This is a genomic window from Streptomyces flaveolus (assembly GCF_044765825.1).
GTDB classification, from domain to species: Bacteria; Actinomycetota; Actinomycetes; order Streptomycetales; family Streptomycetaceae; genus Streptomyces; species Streptomyces flaveolus.
On record NZ_JBIWKU010000023.1, the window covers coordinates 1 to 17,837 of the forward strand.

Sequence of the window (17,837 nt, forward strand, 5' to 3'; positions counted from 1 at the left end):
ATGGTACTGCAGGGGGGACCCTGTGGGAGAGTAGGACGCCGCCGAACAATTTTTGGGAAAACCCCGCACCTTACGGTGCGGGGTTTTCTGCGTTTAGGGTCGTTGTATGCGCTACGAATTGATTGTCTTCGACAATGACGGTGTCCTGGTCGACAGTGAGCCGATCTCCAACCGGCTGCTGGCCGCCTACCTGACCGAGCTGGGGCACCCGACGTCGTACGACGAGTCGTTGCGCGACTACATGGGGGCCGCGATGCACCGGGTCCACGATCTGGTCCTGGAGCGGTCCGGCCGGCGGCTTCCGGAGGACTTCGACGACGTCTTCCACGGGCGGGTGTTCGCGGCCTTCGAGCAGGACCTGGAGCCCGTCCCAGGGGTCGTCGGTGTGCTGGAGAAGCTCGCCGCGGACGAGGTGCCGTACTGCGTGGCCTCCTCCGGGAGCCATGAGCGGATCCGGGTGGGGCATCGGAAGACCGGACTGCACCGATGGTTCGACGACGCGCGGATCTTCAGTTTCGAGGATGTGGGCCGGGGGAAGCCGGCGCCCGATCTCTTCCTGCACGCGGCCGAGCGGATGGGCGTCGCCCCGGAGCGGTGCCTGGTGATCGAGGACAGTGCGCTCGGTGTGCAGGCGGCCGTCGCGGCCGGGATGGACGTGTACGGGTTCACCGGGATGACGCCCGCCGCGAAGCTCGCCGGGGCCACTCGACTCTTCGGTGACATGGGGGAGTTGGCCGACCTGCTCGTATGACCGGAGGCATCGGGCCCGCGCTGACATTTGTCATGCGTAGGTCCGGACGGTTGTTTCTACTGGGGGACCGGGTCCGGCCGCGAAGCTGTGTGCATGACGACGAACACGGGCACGGGCAATCAGCGGCAGGGCAAGCGTCGTACCGTCGTCTCCCTCCTGCTGGACGTGGGGGTACCGGTCGGGTCGTACTACCTCCTGAAGGGCGCGTTCGGAATGAGCTCCGTCGCGGCGCTCGGCTGGAGCAGCGTCGTGCCGGTGCTGCGGACCGGGTGGGGGCTGTTCAGGCACCGGGAGGTGAACGGGCTGCCCGTGCTCATCCTCCTGGTGAGCCTCGCCGGGCTGCTGCTCGGCTTCGGGACGGGGGACGCCCGGCTGCTGCTCCTGAAGGACAGCGCGATCAGCAGCGTGGTCGGCATCGTGCTGCTGGCGTCCGTGGTGACGGGGCGGCCCATGATGACCGCCAACCTCAAGCCGTTCCTGATCAAGGGAGAGGCCCGGCGCGAGGCCGCGTGGGAAAGGCTGCGCCGGGAGTCGCCGACGTTCCGGAGGGCGGAGCTCAGGTTCACCGGGGTGTGGGGCACGGCGTTCGTCGCCGAGTGCGCGGTGCGGGCCGTGGGCGCATACACGATCCCCGTCGACACGATGGTGTGGCTCGGGACGGTCGTCATGGTCGCCACCATGGTGCTGGCCTTCGTGGTCAGCGGGGCGCTGGGTGCCGGGCCGATGGTGCACATGATCGGTGCCGCCGTCGCCTCGAACGCCGGGCCCGATTCCGGCCCGGACTCCCGCCCTGTCTCCGTCGAGCTCGGCGAAGTTGAGGAGAATTCATCTTTGGCGGGATCTACCCACCGGTAAGCCGGGGCCCTACGCTCGCCGCCATGACTGATGTGCTGCGGCGCGGCAGGGCCTCCTTGGCGTTCGGCTTCTTCGCGCAGGGCGTCGCCTTCGCTCTGCTCGTGACGCGCATCCCGGCCATCCAGGACCGGTACGGCATCTCCGACGCGCTGCTGCCGGTCTTCCTGGCCGCCGTCCCGATCCTCGCCGGTGTGGGGAGCGTGGTGACGGAACGGCTGGTGCGGCGGGTGCGGCCCAGTCGGGTGCTGCGCTGGTCCCAGCCCGTGGTGCTGCTGGCGCTGCTGGGCGTCGGCGCGGCGGACGGGATGGCGGGGCTGGCCGTGGCGCTGGCGGCGTTCGGGCTGGCGGTGGGGGCGTTGGACGCCTCGATGAACATGCTCGGGGTGAGCCTGCAGCGGGCGTACGGGCGGAGCATCATGCTCGGGTTCCACGCGGCCTACAGTCTGGGCGGGATCCTGGGGGCCTCGCTGGCGTGGGTGGGGGCGCACGGGGAGCTGGCGCTGTGGGTGTCGTATCTCCCGGCCGTGGCGGTGCTCTTGCCGGCCGCGCTGGTGGGGAGCCGGTGGTACGTCGACGGGGAGCGGACGGACACCGGGGCGGAGGTGCCGGCGGGCGGGGGCGGTGGTGCGGGCGTCGGCTTCAAGGTGCTGTTGCCGCTGTGCCTGGTGATGACGTTCGCGTACATCGGGGACTCGACGGTCTCCAACTGGAGTGCGAAGTACCTCCAGGACGTGCTCGGGAGTTCGGAGCAGCTGGCGACCGTTCCGTACAACGTGTACATGGTGACGACGCTGGTGGGGCGGGCGGTCGGGGACTTCGGGGTGCGGCGGCTGGGGGCCGTCGCGGTGGTGCGGGGCGGGGCGGTCGTCGCGGCGGGCGGGTTCGCGGTGGTGGCCGTGGCGCCGGGGGCCTGGGTCGGGATGCTCGGGTTCACGCTGCTGGGGCTGGGGTTGTGTGTGCTGGTGCCGCAGACGTTCGCGGCGGCGGGGCGCTTGTTCCCCGGGGCGTCCGATGCGGCGGTGGCGCGGCTCAACATCTTCAACTACGTCGGTTTCCTGATCGGTTCGCCGTTGGTGGGGGCGCTCGGGGACGCCTGGAGCTACCGCGGTGCCATGCTCGTGCCGATGGTGTTGGTGCTGGTGACACTGGTGTACGCCCGGTCGTTCGAAGCTCAACCGGACCGATACGGTGGCGGGCATGAGCGGCCGCGCACAGCTGATGTGGGACGAGGCAGTAACGGGCTATGACTTCGGTCCGGACCATCCGATGGACCCGGTCCGGCTCGCCCTGACGCGAGGACTGGTCGGTGCCCTGGGGCTCGACCGGGAGGTGGAGGTCGTCGCGGCCAAGGCGGCGGGGGAGTCGACGCTGCGGCTCGTCCACCGGGAGGACTACATCGACGCCGTGAAGGCGGCCTCGGCGGATCCGGGCGCGGCGGACGGGTCGTACGGGCTCGGGACGGTCGACGATCCGGCGTTCGCGGGGATGCACGAGGTGTCCGCGCTGATCGCCGGGCAGTCGGTGGGCGCGGCGGAGGCGGTGTGGCGCGGGGACGTGCTGCACGCGGTGAACTTCGCGGGCGGGCTGCACCATGCGATGCCGGGGGCGGCGTCGGGGTTCTGCGTCTACAACGACGCGGCGCTGGCGATCGCGCGGCTGCTGGAGCTGGGGGCCGAGCGGGTCGCGTACGTGGATGTGGACGTGCACCACGGGGACGGGGTGCAGGCGGCGTTCTGGGAGGATCCGCGGGTTCTGACGATCTCGCTGCACGAGCATCCGAGGTCCCTGTTTCCGCAGACGGGGTGGCCGGAGGAGACCGGGGCCGACTGTGCGGAGGGGTCGGCCGTGAACGTGGCGCTGCCGGCGGGGACCGGGGACGCGGGGTGGCTGCGGGCGTTCCACGCGGTGGTGCCGGAGCTGATCGCGGACTTCCGGCCGCAGGTGCTGGTGACGCAGCACGGGGCCGATACGCACTTCGAGGATCCGCTGGCGCATCTGGCGGTGTCGCTGGACGCTCAGCGGGCCGTGCAGGTGGCGTGTCACGACCTGGCGCACGAGTACGCCGAGGGGCGGTGGGTGGCGCTGGGCGGGGGTGGCTACGCGGTGGTGGAGGTGGTGCCGCGGTCGTGGACGCATCTGGTGGGGATCGCGGCGGGGCGGCCGGTGGAGCCGGAGACGGTGATTCCGGAGGGGTGGCGGCAGGAGGTGTTCGCGCGGACGCGGCAGTTGGGGCCGATGCGGATGACTGATGGGCGGTGGCCGGTGTCGTGGGCGTCGTGGGAGGCGGGGTACGACCCTGCGGATCGGCTGGATCAGGCGGTGGTGGCGGCTCGGCGGGCGGCGTTTCCGCTGCGGGGGTTGTTGGCGTGACGGTTTCTTTTGGCGTGCGGGGCGGGTGAGCCGGCCGGCGTTGCCTTGGCACCCGGTGCTGGTGCGGGGCGAGGGTGGGTCGCGTGGCCCGGCGCCGGCCGGGTGCCGCTGCGCCCACCCGTGCCGCCCCTGAGGGTACCTCCCGGCCGTTCAGGCGGGGGGTTACGCCGTCCGTGGGGATGTTTGGGGGATCTGGGCTTCGTGGGTGGGTGGGTCCGGCAGGATCGGTGGGGTGTTGAGCCGTGGAGCTCTTCGGGCTCATCTTCTGGATGTCCGTCTTGCCGGGGTCGTGGCCACTTCTCGGGAGGCGAGTCTGCGGAGTTACCGGTTGTTCGCCGCCCGGGATCCGCGGGTGCTGATCGGGATCGACCCGGAGGGCGACTGGGGGCAGCGGGATCTGCTCGGGCTGATGGCACGCAGGTGTGGTGTTTCGGCCGACCCGCGGCATACTTCGGGCCAGGATGTGATCGACCCCGAGCGGACGCTGACCGCTCTGGACGCCTTCGCCGGGCGCCTGGCCGCGGTGGCCCAGCGTCGCGCTCCGGTCCTTCTCGGCACCGGGCACCCGCATCGGCTGCTCGGTTTCTACGTCGCCCTGGCAGACGCCCTGTCGGCGGCGGGATGTGCTGTCCTCACTCCGGCGCAGGGTCACTGTGTCGACATAACGACCCGGTTCGGTCTACGCACCTACAACCTCGCGTACGTCCGGGGAGTCGCGTTGGTGCGGGAAGCCGGCTCGGAACGCCCCGGTTGTGAGCCCGGCGCACACACGCACTCGCCGCTCCCGGTTCGGACCGCGCTGGCCGTGGCGGCCGACGCCGGCGGGCCGCTTCCCGAGCTGGTGATCGGGGACCACGGCTGGGTCTGCGGAGCAGGTCAGCTGGGGTTCGAGGCCATCGGGCCGGGCGATACCAACGATCCCGCGCTCTTCGTGGGGGAGGCCGAGGGGTTGGTGTCCGTCGCCGTTCCGCTTGATGACGGTGTGCGGCCCGAGTACTACCGGCCGCTCACCCGCTACGTACTCAATCGGGCGTGTCTGTCCCAGTAGGACGCCGATGCGTGCACCTCTTCCCCATTCGCATCACCCGCACCTACATTGGGGAGTGAGCACGCAGCGACGAAGAGTCACCGGAAGGGGAAGCCGGTGGCCGTCGAGTGCGGAAGGTTCAGGTGTGTCATGGCTGCAGCTGGCGAAAGGCCTCTGAACGAGGTTCAGTTCCTTACCGTGGCGGAAGTCGCCTCGGTGATGCGCGTGTCCAAGATGACCGTGTACCGGTTGGTGCACAGCGGTCATCTGCCCGCCATCCGGGTGGGACGGTCGTTCCGCGTCCCGGAGCAAGCGGTTCACGAGTACCTCCGCGAGAGCTATGTGGGGGTGGAAACGGCCTGACGACCTCGATTACGACCTCAGCGCTCGGGCGGGTAGGCTAGCCCCTCGTAGGTCGTGTGGGCCCATGGCGCCCAAACAACCGAGTGATGAGAAGTGAGCGAGGGTAGTCGTGGGCTCTGTTATCAAGAAGCGGCGCAAGCGGATGGCCAAGAAGAAGCACCGCAAGCTGCTCAAGCGCACGCGCGTTCAGCGTCGCAACAAGAAGTAAGCGACGCTGCGCCGTCAGCGTGTCCTGTGGCCCCCCACCGATTCGGTGGGGGGCCACAGTCGTATCCGGGCATACCGTCGGCATCCTCGGGGCGAGCGCGCATTCTCGTCACGTGCTGCATCCGGCGGTCATCACAGCGCAACACCGACCGGCTAAGTTGGCCCGCAGGCGGGAACGCGGCAGGGTACGGAGTACGGCGAGAGGAAGGCGCGGATCTTGGGCAAGGTCGTGCTCGTGACCGGGGTGGCCCGTCCGCTGGGAGGCCGGTTCGTCCGGCGGATCCAGCGCGACCCCGATGTGGACCGGGTCGTGGCCGTGGACGCCGTCGCGCCGGAGCACCATCTGGGCGGCGCCGACTTCGTCCAGGCCGACATCCGGCAGTCGGCCATCGGGCGGGTGCTGGCCGAGACGGGCGCGGACACGGTCGTCCACATGGACGTCACGGGCACCCCGCTGGGCAGCGGCAGCCGTACGTCGGTCAAGGAGACCAACGTCATCGGCACGATGCAGCTGCTCGGGGCCTGCCAGAAGTCGCCGACCGTGAAGCGGCTCGTGGTCAAGTCCAGTACGAACGTCTACGGTTCCGCGCCCCGCGACCCGGCCGTCTGCACGGAGACCACCCCGCCCAAGTCGCTGCCCAGCGGCGGTTTCGCCAAGGACGCCGTGGAGGTCGAGGGGTATGTGCGGGGCTTCGCGCGCCGCCGGCCGGACGTGGCGGTGTGCGTGCTGCGGTTCGCCAACATCCTGGGCCGGAGCGCGGACACGCCCCTCGCGTCGTACTTCGGGCTGCCGGTGCTGCCGACGGTGTTCGGCTACGACCCGCGGCTGCAGTTCGTGCACGAGGACGACGTGATCGAGGTGCTGCGGACCGCCTCGCACGAGCCGCGGCGCGGCACGCTGAACAGCGGCACCTTCAACATCGCCGGTGACGGCGTCCTGCTGCTCTCCCAGTGCTCGCGCCGGCTGGGGCGCCCCACGGTGCCGCTGCTGCTTCCGGCGGTCACCTGGGCGGGCTCCCTCGTGCGTACGCTGGGGATGACGGACTTCGCCCCGGAGCAGATCCGGCTGCTCACCCACGGGCGGGTCGTGGACACCACACAGATGCGCGAGACCCTGGGGTTCCGGCCGAAGTACACGACGGCCGGGACGTTCGCGGACTTCGTGCGCGGCCGCGGTCCGGGGCTGCTGCCGCCGGAGGCCCTCGCGGGGGCCGTCGACCGGATCGCGGAGCTGTCCCTGCGGGGCAGCGGCCACCTCCCGACCCAGAGCGCCAACTGAGGAGCGCAACAACGATGGCGGACGCCAAGGTCATTCCGTTCGACGACGACCGGTCCCGCGGGAGCGGCGGGAGTGCGGGACAGCGCCCTGCGCGGCGCCGCGGCGGGGGGAGCCGGCGCAAGGGCGGCGCGGCGGAGTCCGTGCCGGTGCGCGAGGTGCAGCCGTTGCCCGTCCGCGGGGCGCGGGACGACGGTCCCGTGCCCGGCGGGCCGCCGGGGGCTCGCGGCGACGGCGGCGAGGCGCGGGCGCAGGACGCGGACGGTGGCCTCGAGCGGCGTGTCGCGGCGGGTCTGGCCTTTCTGCGGCGCCGGCTCACCGGCGACTACGAGGTCGACGACTTCGGCTACGACGCCGAACTCACCGACCAGGTGCTGATGTCGCTGCTGCGCCCGATGTACGAGAAGTACTTCCGGGTCGATGTGAAGGGCGTGGAGAACATCCCGGCGGAGGGCGGCGCGCTGATCGTCGCCAACCACTCCGGGACGCTGCCGCTGGACGGCCTGATGATGCAGGTCGCCGTGCACGACCACCATCCGGCCGACCGGCATCTGCGGCTGCTCGCGGCGGACCTGGTGTTCGTGCTGCCGGTGGTGAACGAGCTGGCCCGCAAGCTCGGCCACACGCTGGCGTGTGCGGAGGACGCGGAGCGGCTGCTGGCCCAGGGGGAGCTGGTCGGGGTGATGCCGGAGGGGTTCAAGGGCATCGGCAAGCCGTTCAGCGAGCGGTACAAGCTGCAGCGCTTCGGACGCGGCGGCTTCGTGTCGACGGCGCTGCGGCAGGGCGCGCCGATCATTCCGTGCTCGATCGTCGGGGCGGAGGAGATCTATCCGATGATCGGGAACGCGAAGACCCTGGCGCGGCTGCTGGGGTTCCCGTACTTCCCGCTGACGCCGACGTTTCCGTGGCTCGGTCCGCTGGGTGCGGTGCCGTTGCCGACGAAGTGGACGATCCAGTTCGGTGAGCCGATTCCCACGGACGGCTATCCGCCGGAGGCGGCCGAGGACCCGATGCTGATGTTCAACCTGACGGACCAGGTCAGGGAGCAGATCCAGCACACACTGTACAAGTTGCTGGTGCAGCGGCGGTCGGTGTTCTTCTGAGGCGGGGCGGGGTGAGTCGGCGGACGGAGTCCGGCGCAGCCGGGCGAAGCCCGCGCAGCGGTGCGAGGCCGGCGGTGGGGGTGGGCTCCAGCACACGCTGTACAAGTTGCTGGTGCAGCGGCGGTCGGTGTTCTTCTGAGCGGCGGCGGTGGGGTGCCCCTTGGGCCGGGGCACCCCACCGGGTCAGTCCGCGTCCTCGCCGCGGATGCCCAGGCCGGGCAGCAGGCCGGGGAGCAGGGGCGGGAGGGTGACGTCCGGCTTCGGGGGTGGTGTGGTGTCGCCGGGGGACGGGGAGGCGGCGCTGCCGCTGGCCTTCGGCGGGTCGAGCAGGCCGCCGCTGCCGCCGCCGAGCAGGCCGTCGTCGGTGCCGCCGGAGGGGGCGGACTCGCTGGGGCCGCCACTGCCGGTGCGTGTGCCGTCGGACGAGCCGCCGCTGCCGGTGCCGGGGGACGTGGAGCGTCCGGTGCCGGGCGTGTCGGTGGTCGCCGAGCCGGAACCGCTCGGTCGCCCGTCGTCGCCGGGGGTGCCCTCCTGCGCCGGTGGCTTCGGCAGCAGGGACTCCAGCGGGGCGACGTCTTCCTCTATGGCGTCGAACACCGACGACACCTCTTCGCTGACGTCCCCGAGCTGTACGGGCAGCCGTTCGCGCAGGGCGCCCCAGGTGTCCCGGTGCGAGCGGGAGAAGGCGGACAGCGCCTGCATGGGGCCCAGGGAATCGGGGTCGCGGGCGTAGGCCGCGCTGAGCAGGCGGTGGCCTTCGGACGCGTCGTGCCGCATGCCGGACAGGGCGCGGCGGATCTCGCCGAGGTCCTCGTGGTCGAGGGGGCCGCTGCGGCCGCGCTCCATGAGGCGACGTGCCTCGTTCAGCCGGGTGGATGCCAGGTCGAGGTAGGCCCGGCCACGTTCGTCGTCGCCGTCGGCGAGTCCGAGCCGGAAGTCCTCTATGCCGCGCTTGAGGCCGTAGAGCGAGTCACCGGGCAGCGCGTCCGAACTGGCAGCGGCGACTCCGCCGAAGGCTCCGGCGGCGACAGTCACGCTCAGTCCGCCCGCGGTGAGGCCCTTGGCCAGCCGGGACCGCGGCCGGAACTTTCCCAGTGGGGTCGCCCGATGGGCGCCACGGGCCCGGCGCTGCTCGGGCACCGAAGGGTCCGTCGCCCCGCCGCCCGCGGTGCCCTCCTGCAGCATGGCCTCGAACGCGGCCACCAGTTGGGCTCGCTGGACGACCTTGACCTCGGGATCCAGCTCCGGCCGGGGCAGCGTTTCCAGGCCGGCGGCGAGGGACAGCAGACGTCCCTGCTCGGTCTGTTCCGCGACGGCCCCGGCGGGTGCCGGTCCTTCGGACTGCTCGGCCGCCGCCCCGGGATCGGACTGCTCCTCCAGAGCCTGGGCGAAGGCGTTCGCCCGCCGGTGCGCCGATACGTTCGCGATCACTGGCGGCACCTCCTCTCGTCATGACGGTCGACTCCCCAGGGGGTCCTGAGGGTTGCACGCCCCGGACGGAACCACACCCGCGTGTGGTGGGAGCCGGTCGGGGAGTGACCACAGGGAGCCTGCATCCCGCACAACGAGCGGCGCGGCACTTGGGTTACGGACGACGGAGGACCGGACCCTGGTCTCAACCGACTTTGACTGACGGTGACTTGGGGAATGCGGAGGGTGGCGGCGCCTCGGGGGCGCCGGGGGCTCAGCGGGCGTCGTCCGGCAGCAGTCGGGCGAGGGTGCGGACGGCACGGTACTGGAGGGTCTTGATGGCGCCCTCGTTCTTGCCCATGACGCGGGCGGTCTCGGCGACCGAGAGGCCCTGGAGGAAGCGCAGGGTGACGCACTCCTGCTGCTGCGGGTTGAGCCGCCGTACGGCGTCGAGCAGGGCGGCGTTGGAGAGGGATTCGAGGACGGAGTCCTCGGGGGACCGCTCGACCTCGTTGGCGTCGAGCATCTCGCCGGTGGTGACCTCCAGCCGGAAGCGGCTGGACTTGAAGTGGTCGGCGACGAGGTTGCGGGCGATGGTCACGAGCCAGGCGCCGAAGTCGCGCCCCTGCCAGGTGAAGGTGCCGATGCGCCTGAGGGCCCGCAGGAAGGTCTCGCTGGTCAGGTCCTCGGCGGTCGCCTTGCCGCCCACGCGGTAGTAGATGTAGCGGTAGACAGTGTCGCTGTACTGGTCGTAGAGCCGCCCGAACGCGTCGGCCTCGCCGGCCTGGGCGCGCTCGACCAGGTCCATCATGCGGGCGCTGTCGCTGTCCGCGGCGGGGCGGCGGTGGGTGGCGGCGGCCCCGGACGAGGACGACCGCGCCCGTCTGCCGACGGCGGCGCTGCCCTCGGCCAGTGCATAGCACGGGCCGACGGGGGCGGTGGCCGCGGCGAGGGCGGGGACGGCATACGCGGTGGGGACGAAGACGCGCAACAGGTCCTGGGCTGATTTGACCGTTGCGCGCAGCGTAGCCAGGCCCGAGGCGTCAACCCCGACGTGTGGGTACACGGGACTCCCAGAGGCAGAGCTTCCATCACGTGCAGTACGGAACCATTCACCCGTCGTAGCGAAGGTGGGGTACCGGATTGCGTCTGAGGAGAATAACGCTTCGTACAGGTGCTGCTACGCCCAGTTGCTCAAATCATCGATTGCGTCGCTTCTGTAGCCGATTGACGCCCGGTCAGGTGCGGAAGATTGATCACTTCGCGACCGAAACGTTTCGGATTCCTGGTGGCTACAGTGCGTGTTGTGCTCGAAGTGAAAGCAGAGGACTGAAGAGGATCCGCCGGGGGTAGGTCCGACCGATTGGCGGCGCCGCGCCGCCGGTGCCGCAGGCCGGTCAGCGGCGGCGGCGGTGCAGTGCGATGGCGGCCGCCGTGCCGCCCGCCACCGCGCCGACGCCCGCGGCGGCCGGGATGCCGACCTTGGCCGCCTTGCGGCCCGTGCGGTAGTCGCGCAGCCGCCATTCGAGCTCACGGGCGTGCTTGCGCAGTTTGGCGTCGGGATTGATCGCGTACGGATGGCCGACCAGCGACAGCATGGGGATGTCGTTGTGGGAGTCGCTGTAGGCGGCGCAGCGGGACAGGTCCAGGCCCTCGGCCGCCGCCAGTGCCCGTACCGCCTCCGCCTTGGCGGGGCCGTGCAGCGGCTCGCCGACCAGCTTGCCCGTGTAGACGCCGCCGATCGACTCGGCCACCGTGCCGAGCGCGCCGGTCAGGCCCAGGCGCCGGGCGATCACCTGGGCGATCTCCACCGGGGCGGCCGTGACCAGCCAGACCTTCTGGCCGGCGTCGAGGTGGGCCTGGGCCAGCGCCCGGGTGCCGGGCCAGATCCGCTCGGCCATGTACTCGTCGTAGATCTCCTCGCCGATCGACTTCAGCTCGGAGACGCGGTGGCCCTTGACGATCGACAGCGCCGAGTCGCGGGCGTCCTGCATGTGCTCCGGGTCCTCGATGCCGGCGAGCCGGAACCACGCCTGCTGCCAGGCGAACCGGGCGAGGTCGCGGGTCTCGAAGAACTTCCGCTTGTACAGGCCGCGGCCGAAGTGGAAGAGCGCGGCGCCCTGCATCACGGTGTTGTCGAGGTCGAAGAAGGCGGCGGCGCGGTCGTCGCCGTGGACGGGGAACTCCGGTTCCCCGCCCGGGGCGGCTTCGGGAAGGTCCTGGGTGGACTTGCGGGCGGCCTCCGCCGAGGCCTCGCCTGCCAACACGCTCCGCGCCGTGGCGGAGCGCCTACGGGGGGTGAGCCATCCGAGAGCGGCCATGCCCGTGAGCATAGCCAGTTTGTTCGGGGGCTTCGGACTCGAGAGGTTGGGGGGCTGTGAACTCTGGGCGACCGTGCCGTTAAAGGGCCGGGCGGCCGGGCGCGTCGGGTTGCCGGTCGGGCAGGCGGCCCCCTCGCCGGCGGAGGGCCCGCGTCCGGCCGGGGCCGCGCGAGAATGGCGGACATGAGTCCCCTCTTCCGCCGCAGGGCCCCGCAGGCGCCCGGGGCCCCCGAGACCGCCGAGAACCCGCCACCCTCTCCGCACTCCGAGAACCATCTCGTCACCCTCATCCGCAAACCCGGCTGTCATCTGTGTGATGACGCACAGCTCGTCGTCGAGAAGGTGTGCGCCGAACTCGGTGTCCCCTGGGAGGGGAAGGACATCACCGAGGACCGCCGGCTCCACGACCAGTACTGGGAGCAGATCCCGGTCGTCCTGGTCGACGGCAGGCAGCACACCTTCTGGCGTGTGAACGAGGAGCGCCTGCGCAAGGCACTGACCGAGCAGTACAAGTAGTCCGGATGGTCGCTTAGGATCGATGGCGACATGGTCTCGGGGGCGTTGATCGTGAGGAGTGTGAGCGGCTTTGCCCCCGATGGGAGAGGAACGCAGGTGCGAGTGCGCCGGTTCCCCGTTCGTGCGCCGGGGGCGCGTGACCCCGGTCACGTTGGCCGGGCAAATCGGACACCATCTTTGTGCACGCGTTCACAAAGACATAGCCTGCATTCGACGGGGCGGTCATGTAGGGACGTATGACCGCCTACAGCCCCGCTCTACCCGCAGGAGCACCGTGGCAACTGGCCGAACACACCGACCGGCGACCCGCAGCCGAGGGATTCCCGAGGCCACCGTCGCCAGGCTTCCGCTGTACCTCCGAGCCCTCACCGCACTGTCGGAGCGCTCGGTGCCCACGGTCTCCTCCGAGGAGCTGGCGGCCGCGGCGGGAGTCAACTCCGCGAAGCTGCGCAAGGACTTCTCCTACCTCGGCTCCTACGGGACCCGGGGCGTCGGCTACGACGTCGAGTATCTCGTCTACCAGATCTCGCGTGAACTCGGGCTGACCCAGGACTGGCCGGTCGTGATCGTCGGTATCGGCAACCTCGGCGCCGCGCTCGCCAACTACGGCGGGTTCGCGTCCCGTGGGTTCCGCGTCGCCGCGCTCATCGACGCCGACCCGCAGATGGCCGGAAAGCCCGTCGCGGGCATCCCCGTGCAGCACACCGACGAGCTGGAGAAGATCATCCAGGACGACGGTGTCTCGATCGGTGTGATCGCGACCCCCGCCGGTGCCGCCCAGCAGGTCTGCGACCGGCTCGTGGCCGCCGGTGTCACCTCCATCCTGAACTTCGCGCCCACCGTGCTGAACGTCCCCGAGGGCGTCGACGTGCGCAAGGTCGACCTCTCCATCGAGCTGCAGATCCTCGCCTTCCACGAGCAGCGCAAGGCCGGTGAGGAGGCCGCGGCCGACGCCGGTGCCGTGCCGCCCGCCGTCGCCCGCAAGCAGCAGCCCTCCGCCGACCAGGGACCCGACGGGGACGTGCCCGCCGTGATGCCGGCATGAGCCTCCTCGTCGTCGGGCTGAGCCACCGCAGTGCCCCCGTCAGCGTCCTGGAGCGGGCCTCGCTGCACGCGGACGCGCAGTGCAAGCTGCTGCAGGACACCGTCGCCGCCGAACCGGCCGCCGAGGCCGCGCTGCTGGCCACCTGCAACCGCATCGAGCTGTACGCCGACGTGGACAAGTTCCACGCCGGTGTCGCCGAGCTGTCCACGCTGCTCGCCCAGCACAGCGGGGTCGGCCTGGACGAGCTCACTCCTTACCTTTATGTGCACTACGAGGACCGGGCCGTCCACCACCTGTTCTCGGTGGCCTGCGGGCTGGACTCGATGGTGGTCGGCGAGGGGCAGATCCTCGGCCAGATAAAGGACTCCCTGGCACGCGCCCAGGACCTGCACACCGCCGGACGGCTCCTCAACGACCTGTTCCAGCAGGCGCTCCGGGTCGGCAAGCGCGCCCACTCCGAGACCGGCATCGACCGCGCCGGGCAGTCCCTGGTCACCTTCGGCCTGGAGCAGCTCGCCGCCGGAGCCGACGTCCAGACCTGGGCGCGGGGCAAGAAGGCGCTGGTCATCGGCGCCGGCTCGATGTCCTCGCTGGCCGCCGCCACGCTGGCCCGGGCCGGGATCGCCGAGATCGTGGTCGCCAACCGCACCTTCGAGCGGGCCGAGCGGCTCGCCGAGATCCTCTCCGAGGGCGACGACACGGACGTGCTGGCCCGCGCGGTACCGATGGACGCGGTGCCGGCCGAGCTGACACGTGCCGACGTGGCCGTCTCCTGCACCGGGGCGACCGGGCTGGTCCTCACGGCCGACGCCGTGGCGGCGACGGTGGAGGGCCGCACCGGCGCGCCCGCGGCCGTGGCCGTGGCCGACGGCGCCCGTCCGGCCGCGGACGCCGGCCCCACAGCCGTACCCGAGGGTGCCGACGAGAACTGCCCGCTGGACCTGTCCTCCGTGCCGACCGGCTTCTCCGTCATGGGAGAGGCCGCCGTGGCCGGCCTGGACGCGGCGACGCTGGAGCAGCACGGGGCCTGGGCCGCCGGCGGTACGGCCGTGGACCGGCCGCGCGAGACCGGGCGTCCGGGCGCCGGGACGGACGCCGAGCTGATCACCGCGCTGGCCGCGACGGCCGCGAGCGTCGGCCGGATCCCCGAGCGCCGCCGGCCCGAGCCGGTCGCCGAGGTACCGCGCCCGCAGCCCGTGCTCTTCCTGCTCGACCTCGCCATGCCCCGCGACATCGACGCCGCCGTGCACCGGCTGGCCGGGGTGCGCCTGGTGGACATCGAGTCGCTCGCCGAGGCGTCGGCCGACGCGCCGATGGCCGCCGACGTCGACATGGTCCGCCGGATCGTCGGCGACGAGGTGGCGGCCTTCGGCGCCGCCCAGCGGGCCGCGCACATCACGCCGACCGTCGTCGCGCTGCGCAGCATGGCCGCCGACGTCGTCGCCGGTGAGATCGCCCGGCTGGAGGGGCGGCTGCCGGGTCTGGACGACAAGCACCGCGCCGAGATCACCCAGACCGTCAAGCGTGTGGTCGACAAGCTGCTGCACGCGCCGACGGTCCGGGTCAAGCAGCTCGCCGCCGAGCCCGGCGGCGCCGGGTACGCGGACGCGCTGCGCACCCTGTTCGACCTCGACCAGGAGACGGTGGCCTCCGTCTCACGGACCGAGAACAGCACTGAGAAGAACCGAGGGCCGGCATGACTGAGAAGGCACTGAGACTGGGGACGAGGCGCAGCAAGCTCGCCATGGCCCAGTCCGGGCAGGTGGCGGATGCCGTGAGCCAGGTGACCGGACGGCCTGTGGAGCTCGTCGAGATCACCACGTACGGCGACACGTCCCGCGAGCACCTGGCCCAGATCGGCGGCACGGGCGTGTTCGTCGCCGCGCTGCGCGAGGCCCTGCTGCGGGGCGACGTGGACTTCGCGGTTCATTCGCTCAAGGACCTCCCCACCGCGGAGCACGAGGGCCTGGTCCTGGCGGCCACCCCCGTGCGCGAGGACCCGCGGGACGTCATCGTCGCCCGGGACGCGCGGAAGTTCACCGACCTGCCCAGCGGGGCCCGCATAGGCACGGGCGCGCCGCGTCGCATGGCGCAGTTGAACGCGTACGCCCGCGCCCACGGCCTGGAGATCGAGACGGTCCCGATCCGGGGCAACGTCGACACCCGCATCGGATACGTCCACAGTGGTGAGCTCGACGCCGTCGTGCTGGCCGCCGCCGGACTGAACCGGGTCGGACGCATCGACGAGGTGACCGACTTCCTGTCGGTCGACACGGTTCTGCCCGCCCCCGGCCAGGGGGCCCTGGCGATCGAGTGCGCCGCGGACAACGCTGCGCTGATCGCCGCGCTCGCCGAGCTCGACGACCCGTTCACGCGGGTCGCCGTGACGGCCGAGCGGTCACTGCTCGCCGCCCTGGAGGCCGGCTGCAGCGCCCCTGTGGGCGCGCTGGCCGACCTCCTGGCCGACGGGCAGACTGTCAAGGAAATGCGCCTGCGCGGCGTCGTCGGCACGACCGACGGCTCGACGCTGGTGCAGCTGTCCACCACCGGTCCCGTGCCCCAGACGCACGATGAGGCGCTGGCACTCGGTCGCGAACTCGCCACCGAGATGCTCGCCCAGGGCGCGGCCGGTCTGATGGGGGAGCGAGCACATTGAGCCCCACCGCCTTTCCCGCCTGTCCGGAACACGGGCACGTCACCTTCCTCGGTGCCGGACCCGGAGATCCGGGACTGCTGACTCTGCGCGCCGTGGAGGCGCTGGCGAACGCGGACGTCCTCGTCGCCGAGCACGATGTGCTCGACGTCGTACGGACGCACGCGAGGCAGGGCGTCGCCGAGGTGCACACGGATGCCGATCCGTCGGATCCGGGCGCAGGCACGCCCCAGCTGACGGTTGTTGACGGGTCGTCAACGGCCGTCGGTGTCCCCGCCGTGCGGGATGCCGCACATCTTGTCATGGAGGCCGCGCGGGGCGGCAGGCGGGTCGTGCGTGCGGTGACCGGGGACCCCGGGCTCGACACGTACGCCGCCGAGGAGATGCTCGCGTGCGCCGCGGCCGGGGTGCCCTTCGAGGTCGTCCCCGGCATCGCGAACGCCGTCGGCGTGCCCGCGTACGCCGGTGTGCCGCTGCGGGACGCCCAGGGCGCCGATGTGCGGTTCGTGGACGCCCGTACGGCGTCGGACCGTTGCTGGACCGAGGTGGGCGCCTCCGACGGGACGGTCGTGGTGTCGACGACGCTGGACTCGGTGGCCGCGGCCGCCGGTGAGCTGGTGTCGGCCGGCCGCAAGCCGGACACCCCGCTGACGGTGACCATCGCCGGTACGACGACGCGGCAGCGCACCTGGACGGCGACGCTGGGCACGGTCGCGCAGACGCTGAAGCAGGCCAAGGTGCTGCCGTCCCCGGACGGTGGCCGCCCGGTGATAGCCGTGGTCGGCGAGCGCAGTGCCACCGCCCGGCGTGACCAGCTGTCGTGGTTCGAGTCCAAGCCGCTGTTCGGCTGGAAGGTCCTCGTGCCGCGCACGAAGGAGCAGGCGGCGTCGCTCTCCGACCAGCTGAGGTCGTACGGGGCCGTGCCGCACGAGGTGCCGACCATCGCGGTGGAGCCCCCGCGCACCCCGCAGCAGATGGAGCGGGCGGTCAAGGGCCTGGTGACGGGCCGTTACGAGTGGATCGCGTTCACCTCGGTCAACGCGGTGAAGGCCGTGCGGGAGAAGTTCGAGGAGTACGGTCTTGACGCCCGTGCCTTCGCGGGCATCAAGGTCGCCGCGGTGGGCGAGCAGACCGCCAAGGCGCTGATCGCCTTCGGCGTGAAGCCGGACCTGGTGCCGAGCGGCGAGCAGTCGGCGGCGGGTCTGCTGGAGGACTGGCCGCCCTACGACCCGGTCTTCGACCCGATCGACCGTGTCTTCCTGCCCCGGGCCGACATCGCCACCGAGACTCTGGTGGCCGGGCTGATCGAGCTGGGCTGGGAGGTCGACGACGTCACCGCCTACCGCACGGTGCGCGCCTCGCCGCCGCCGGCCACGACCCGTGAGGCGATCAAGGGCGGTGGCTTCGACGCGGTGCTGTTCACGTCGTCGTCCACGGTGCGGAACCTGGTCGGTATCGCGGGCAAGCCGCACAACGTGACGGTGATCGCCTGCATCGGCCCGGCGACGGCCAAGACCGCGGAGGAGCACGGGCTGCGTGTGGACGTCATGGCTCCCGAGCCGTCCGTCCACAAGCTGGCGGAGGCCCTGGCCGACTTCGGCCTGCGCCGCCGCGCGGCGGCGCAGGACGCCGGGGATCCGGTGACGCGGCCGAGCGAGCGGCGGCCGGGGGCGCGCAGGCGGCGGTCCTCGACCTGAGGTCGTGGGCGTGAGGTGTGGCGGGACGTGCTGTGCGCGTCCCGCCACCACTCGTTGGGACGTCACCCCGGGCGGCGGCGGGTCTTCGCGGGAAGGTGAATCCTTTCCGGGCCTCCCGGCCTCTTGTCTGCGTACCGGCCGAACGGGCCGGCGGAAACGGGAGGAAACGCCGATGATGGTCACCGGACTCGTAGTGATCGGAGCCCTGCTCGTGGGCGCGTGCGGTTGGCACCTGATGCGTCG

The 17,837-nt window shown here is 71.6% G+C and carries 17 protein-coding genes; 14 read left to right on the forward strand and 3 right to left on the reverse strand.

The features are described 5' to 3' along the window. Positions 1–106 precede the first annotated feature (106 nt). From ACIRG6_RS37450 to ACIRG6_RS37490, 9 genes are all read left to right on the forward strand, one after another. Positions 107–751: an HAD family hydrolase gene (locus ACIRG6_RS37450; protein ID WP_403326553.1), complete on the forward strand. Its 645-nt coding sequence runs from the start codon at positions 107–109 to the stop codon at positions 749–751. A gap of 93 nt (positions 752–844) precedes the next feature. After that, positions 845–1,606 carry a VC0807 family protein gene (locus ACIRG6_RS37455; protein WP_403326555.1) on the forward strand — a complete coding sequence of 254 codons (762 nt, stop codon included), beginning with the start codon at positions 845–847 and terminating at the stop codon, positions 1,604–1,606. Between the two features lie 23 nt (positions 1,607–1,629). After that, positions 1,630–2,853: an MFS transporter gene (locus tag ACIRG6_RS37460; RefSeq protein WP_403326558.1), complete on the forward strand. Its 1,224-nt coding sequence runs from the start codon at positions 1,630–1,632 to the stop codon at positions 2,851–2,853. Beyond that, positions 2,804–3,976, forward strand: coding sequence for an acetoin utilization protein AcuC (locus tag ACIRG6_RS37465; RefSeq protein ID WP_364825055.1), 1,173 nt, complete (start codon positions 2,804–2,806; stop codon positions 3,974–3,976). The genes ACIRG6_RS37460 and ACIRG6_RS37465 overlap by 50 nt, the downstream gene beginning before the upstream one ends. Before the next feature lie 232 nt (positions 3,977–4,208). Beyond that, positions 4,209–5,024, forward strand: a complete 816-nt coding sequence (locus ACIRG6_RS37470; RefSeq protein WP_364684923.1) for a phosphatase — start codon at positions 4,209–4,211, stop codon at positions 5,022–5,024. A 129-nt stretch (positions 5,025–5,153) separates the two neighbouring features. Continuing rightward, positions 5,154–5,366 (forward strand): helix-turn-helix domain-containing protein, encoded by a 213-nt coding sequence (locus ACIRG6_RS37475; RefSeq protein ID WP_004984898.1) that lies wholly within the window; start codon positions 5,154–5,156, stop codon positions 5,364–5,366. A 109-nt stretch (positions 5,367–5,475) separates the two neighbouring features. Further along, complete coding sequence (locus ACIRG6_RS37480; RefSeq protein ID WP_003948845.1) at positions 5,476–5,574, forward strand: 30S ribosomal protein bS22; 99 nt, start codon at positions 5,476–5,478, stop codon at positions 5,572–5,574. Between the two features lie 216 nt (positions 5,575–5,790). Then, positions 5,791–6,852 carry an NAD-dependent epimerase/dehydratase family protein gene (locus ACIRG6_RS37485; protein ID WP_364684921.1) on the forward strand — a complete coding sequence of 354 codons (1,062 nt, stop codon included), beginning with the start codon at positions 5,791–5,793 and terminating at the stop codon, positions 6,850–6,852. 14 nt (positions 6,853–6,866) lie between these two features. Further along, positions 6,867–7,952 carry a lysophospholipid acyltransferase family protein gene (locus tag ACIRG6_RS37490; protein ID WP_364684919.1) on the forward strand — a complete coding sequence of 362 codons (1,086 nt, stop codon included), beginning with the start codon at positions 6,867–6,869 and terminating at the stop codon, positions 7,950–7,952. Between the two features lie 183 nt (positions 7,953–8,135). On the opposite strand, the gene ACIRG6_RS37495 is transcribed toward ACIRG6_RS37490, so the two are convergent. From ACIRG6_RS37495 to ACIRG6_RS37505, 3 genes are all read right to left on the reverse strand, one after another. Further along, on the reverse strand, positions 8,136–9,383 hold the full coding sequence (locus ACIRG6_RS37495; RefSeq protein ID WP_403326564.1) for a DUF5667 domain-containing protein: 1,248 nt from the start codon (positions 9,381–9,383) through the stop codon (positions 8,136–8,138). A 253-nt stretch (positions 9,384–9,636) separates the two neighbouring features. Continuing rightward, complete coding sequence (locus ACIRG6_RS37500) at positions 9,637–10,428, reverse strand: ECF subfamily RNA polymerase sigma factor, BldN family (RefSeq protein ID WP_225638774.1); 792 nt, start codon at positions 10,426–10,428, stop codon at positions 9,637–9,639. A gap of 331 nt (positions 10,429–10,759) precedes the next feature. Further along, positions 10,760–11,683, reverse strand: a complete 924-nt coding sequence (locus ACIRG6_RS37505; protein ID WP_189234413.1) for an HAD family hydrolase — start codon at positions 11,681–11,683, stop codon at positions 10,760–10,762. 174 nt (positions 11,684–11,857) lie between these two features. On the opposite strand from ACIRG6_RS37505, the gene ACIRG6_RS37510 reads away from it, so the two are divergent. From ACIRG6_RS37510 to ACIRG6_RS37530, 5 genes are all read left to right on the forward strand, one after another. After that, positions 11,858–12,199 (forward strand): glutaredoxin family protein, encoded by a 342-nt coding sequence (locus ACIRG6_RS37510; RefSeq protein WP_318213844.1) that lies wholly within the window; start codon positions 11,858–11,860, stop codon positions 12,197–12,199. Positions 12,200–12,473: 274 nt separating this feature from the next. Next, a complete protein-coding gene (locus ACIRG6_RS37515) occupies positions 12,474–13,244 on the forward strand; it encodes a redox-sensing transcriptional repressor Rex (RefSeq protein ID WP_189234411.1) in 771 nt (256 codons plus the stop codon). Further along, complete coding sequence (locus ACIRG6_RS37520; protein ID WP_364684913.1) at positions 13,241–14,944, forward strand: glutamyl-tRNA reductase; 1,704 nt, start codon at positions 13,241–13,243, stop codon at positions 14,942–14,944. The genes ACIRG6_RS37515 and ACIRG6_RS37520 overlap by 4 nt, the downstream gene beginning before the upstream one ends. Then, entirely contained in the window at positions 14,941–15,900 is a 960-nt protein-coding gene (hemC, locus tag ACIRG6_RS37525) for a hydroxymethylbilane synthase (protein ID WP_364684911.1), read from the forward strand. Before ACIRG6_RS37520 ends, hemC begins: the two co-directional genes overlap by 4 nt. Beyond that, positions 15,897–17,594, forward strand: a complete 1,698-nt coding sequence (locus ACIRG6_RS37530; protein ID WP_318213847.1) for a bifunctional uroporphyrinogen-III C-methyltransferase/uroporphyrinogen-III synthase — start codon at positions 15,897–15,899, stop codon at positions 17,592–17,594. Before hemC ends, ACIRG6_RS37530 begins: the two co-directional genes overlap by 4 nt. Positions 17,595–17,837 lie beyond the last annotated feature (243 nt).

Bases quoted from the DNA above. Each gene is read 5' to 3' on its own strand.
- hemC (WP_364684911.1), top strand. From the start codon at position 14,941: ATGACTGAGAAGGCACTGAGACTGGGGACGAGGCGCAGCAAGCTCGCC.
- ACIRG6_RS37510 (WP_318213844.1), top strand. From the start codon at position 11,858: ATGGCGGACATGAGTCCCCTCTTCCGCCGCAGGGCCCCGCAGGCGCCC.
- ACIRG6_RS37475 (WP_004984898.1), top strand. From the start codon at position 5,154: ATGGCTGCAGCTGGCGAAAGGCCTCTGAACGAGGTTCAGTTCCTTACC.
- ACIRG6_RS37460 (WP_403326558.1), top strand. From the start codon at position 1,630: ATGACTGATGTGCTGCGGCGCGGCAGGGCCTCCTTGGCGTTCGGCTTC.
- ACIRG6_RS37520 (WP_364684913.1), top strand. From the start codon at position 13,241: ATGAGCCTCCTCGTCGTCGGGCTGAGCCACCGCAGTGCCCCCGTCAGC.
- ACIRG6_RS37465 (WP_364825055.1), top strand. From the start codon at position 2,804: ATGAGCGGCCGCGCACAGCTGATGTGGGACGAGGCAGTAACGGGCTAT.
- ACIRG6_RS37490 (WP_364684919.1), top strand. From the start codon at position 6,867: ATGGCGGACGCCAAGGTCATTCCGTTCGACGACGACCGGTCCCGCGGG.
- ACIRG6_RS37505 (WP_189234413.1), bottom strand. From the start codon at position 11,683: ATGGCCGCTCTCGGATGGCTCACCCCCCGTAGGCGCTCCGCCACGGCG.
- ACIRG6_RS37450 (WP_403326553.1), top strand. From the start codon at position 107: ATGCGCTACGAATTGATTGTCTTCGACAATGACGGTGTCCTGGTCGAC.
- ACIRG6_RS37455 (WP_403326555.1), top strand. From the start codon at position 845: ATGACGACGAACACGGGCACGGGCAATCAGCGGCAGGGCAAGCGTCGT.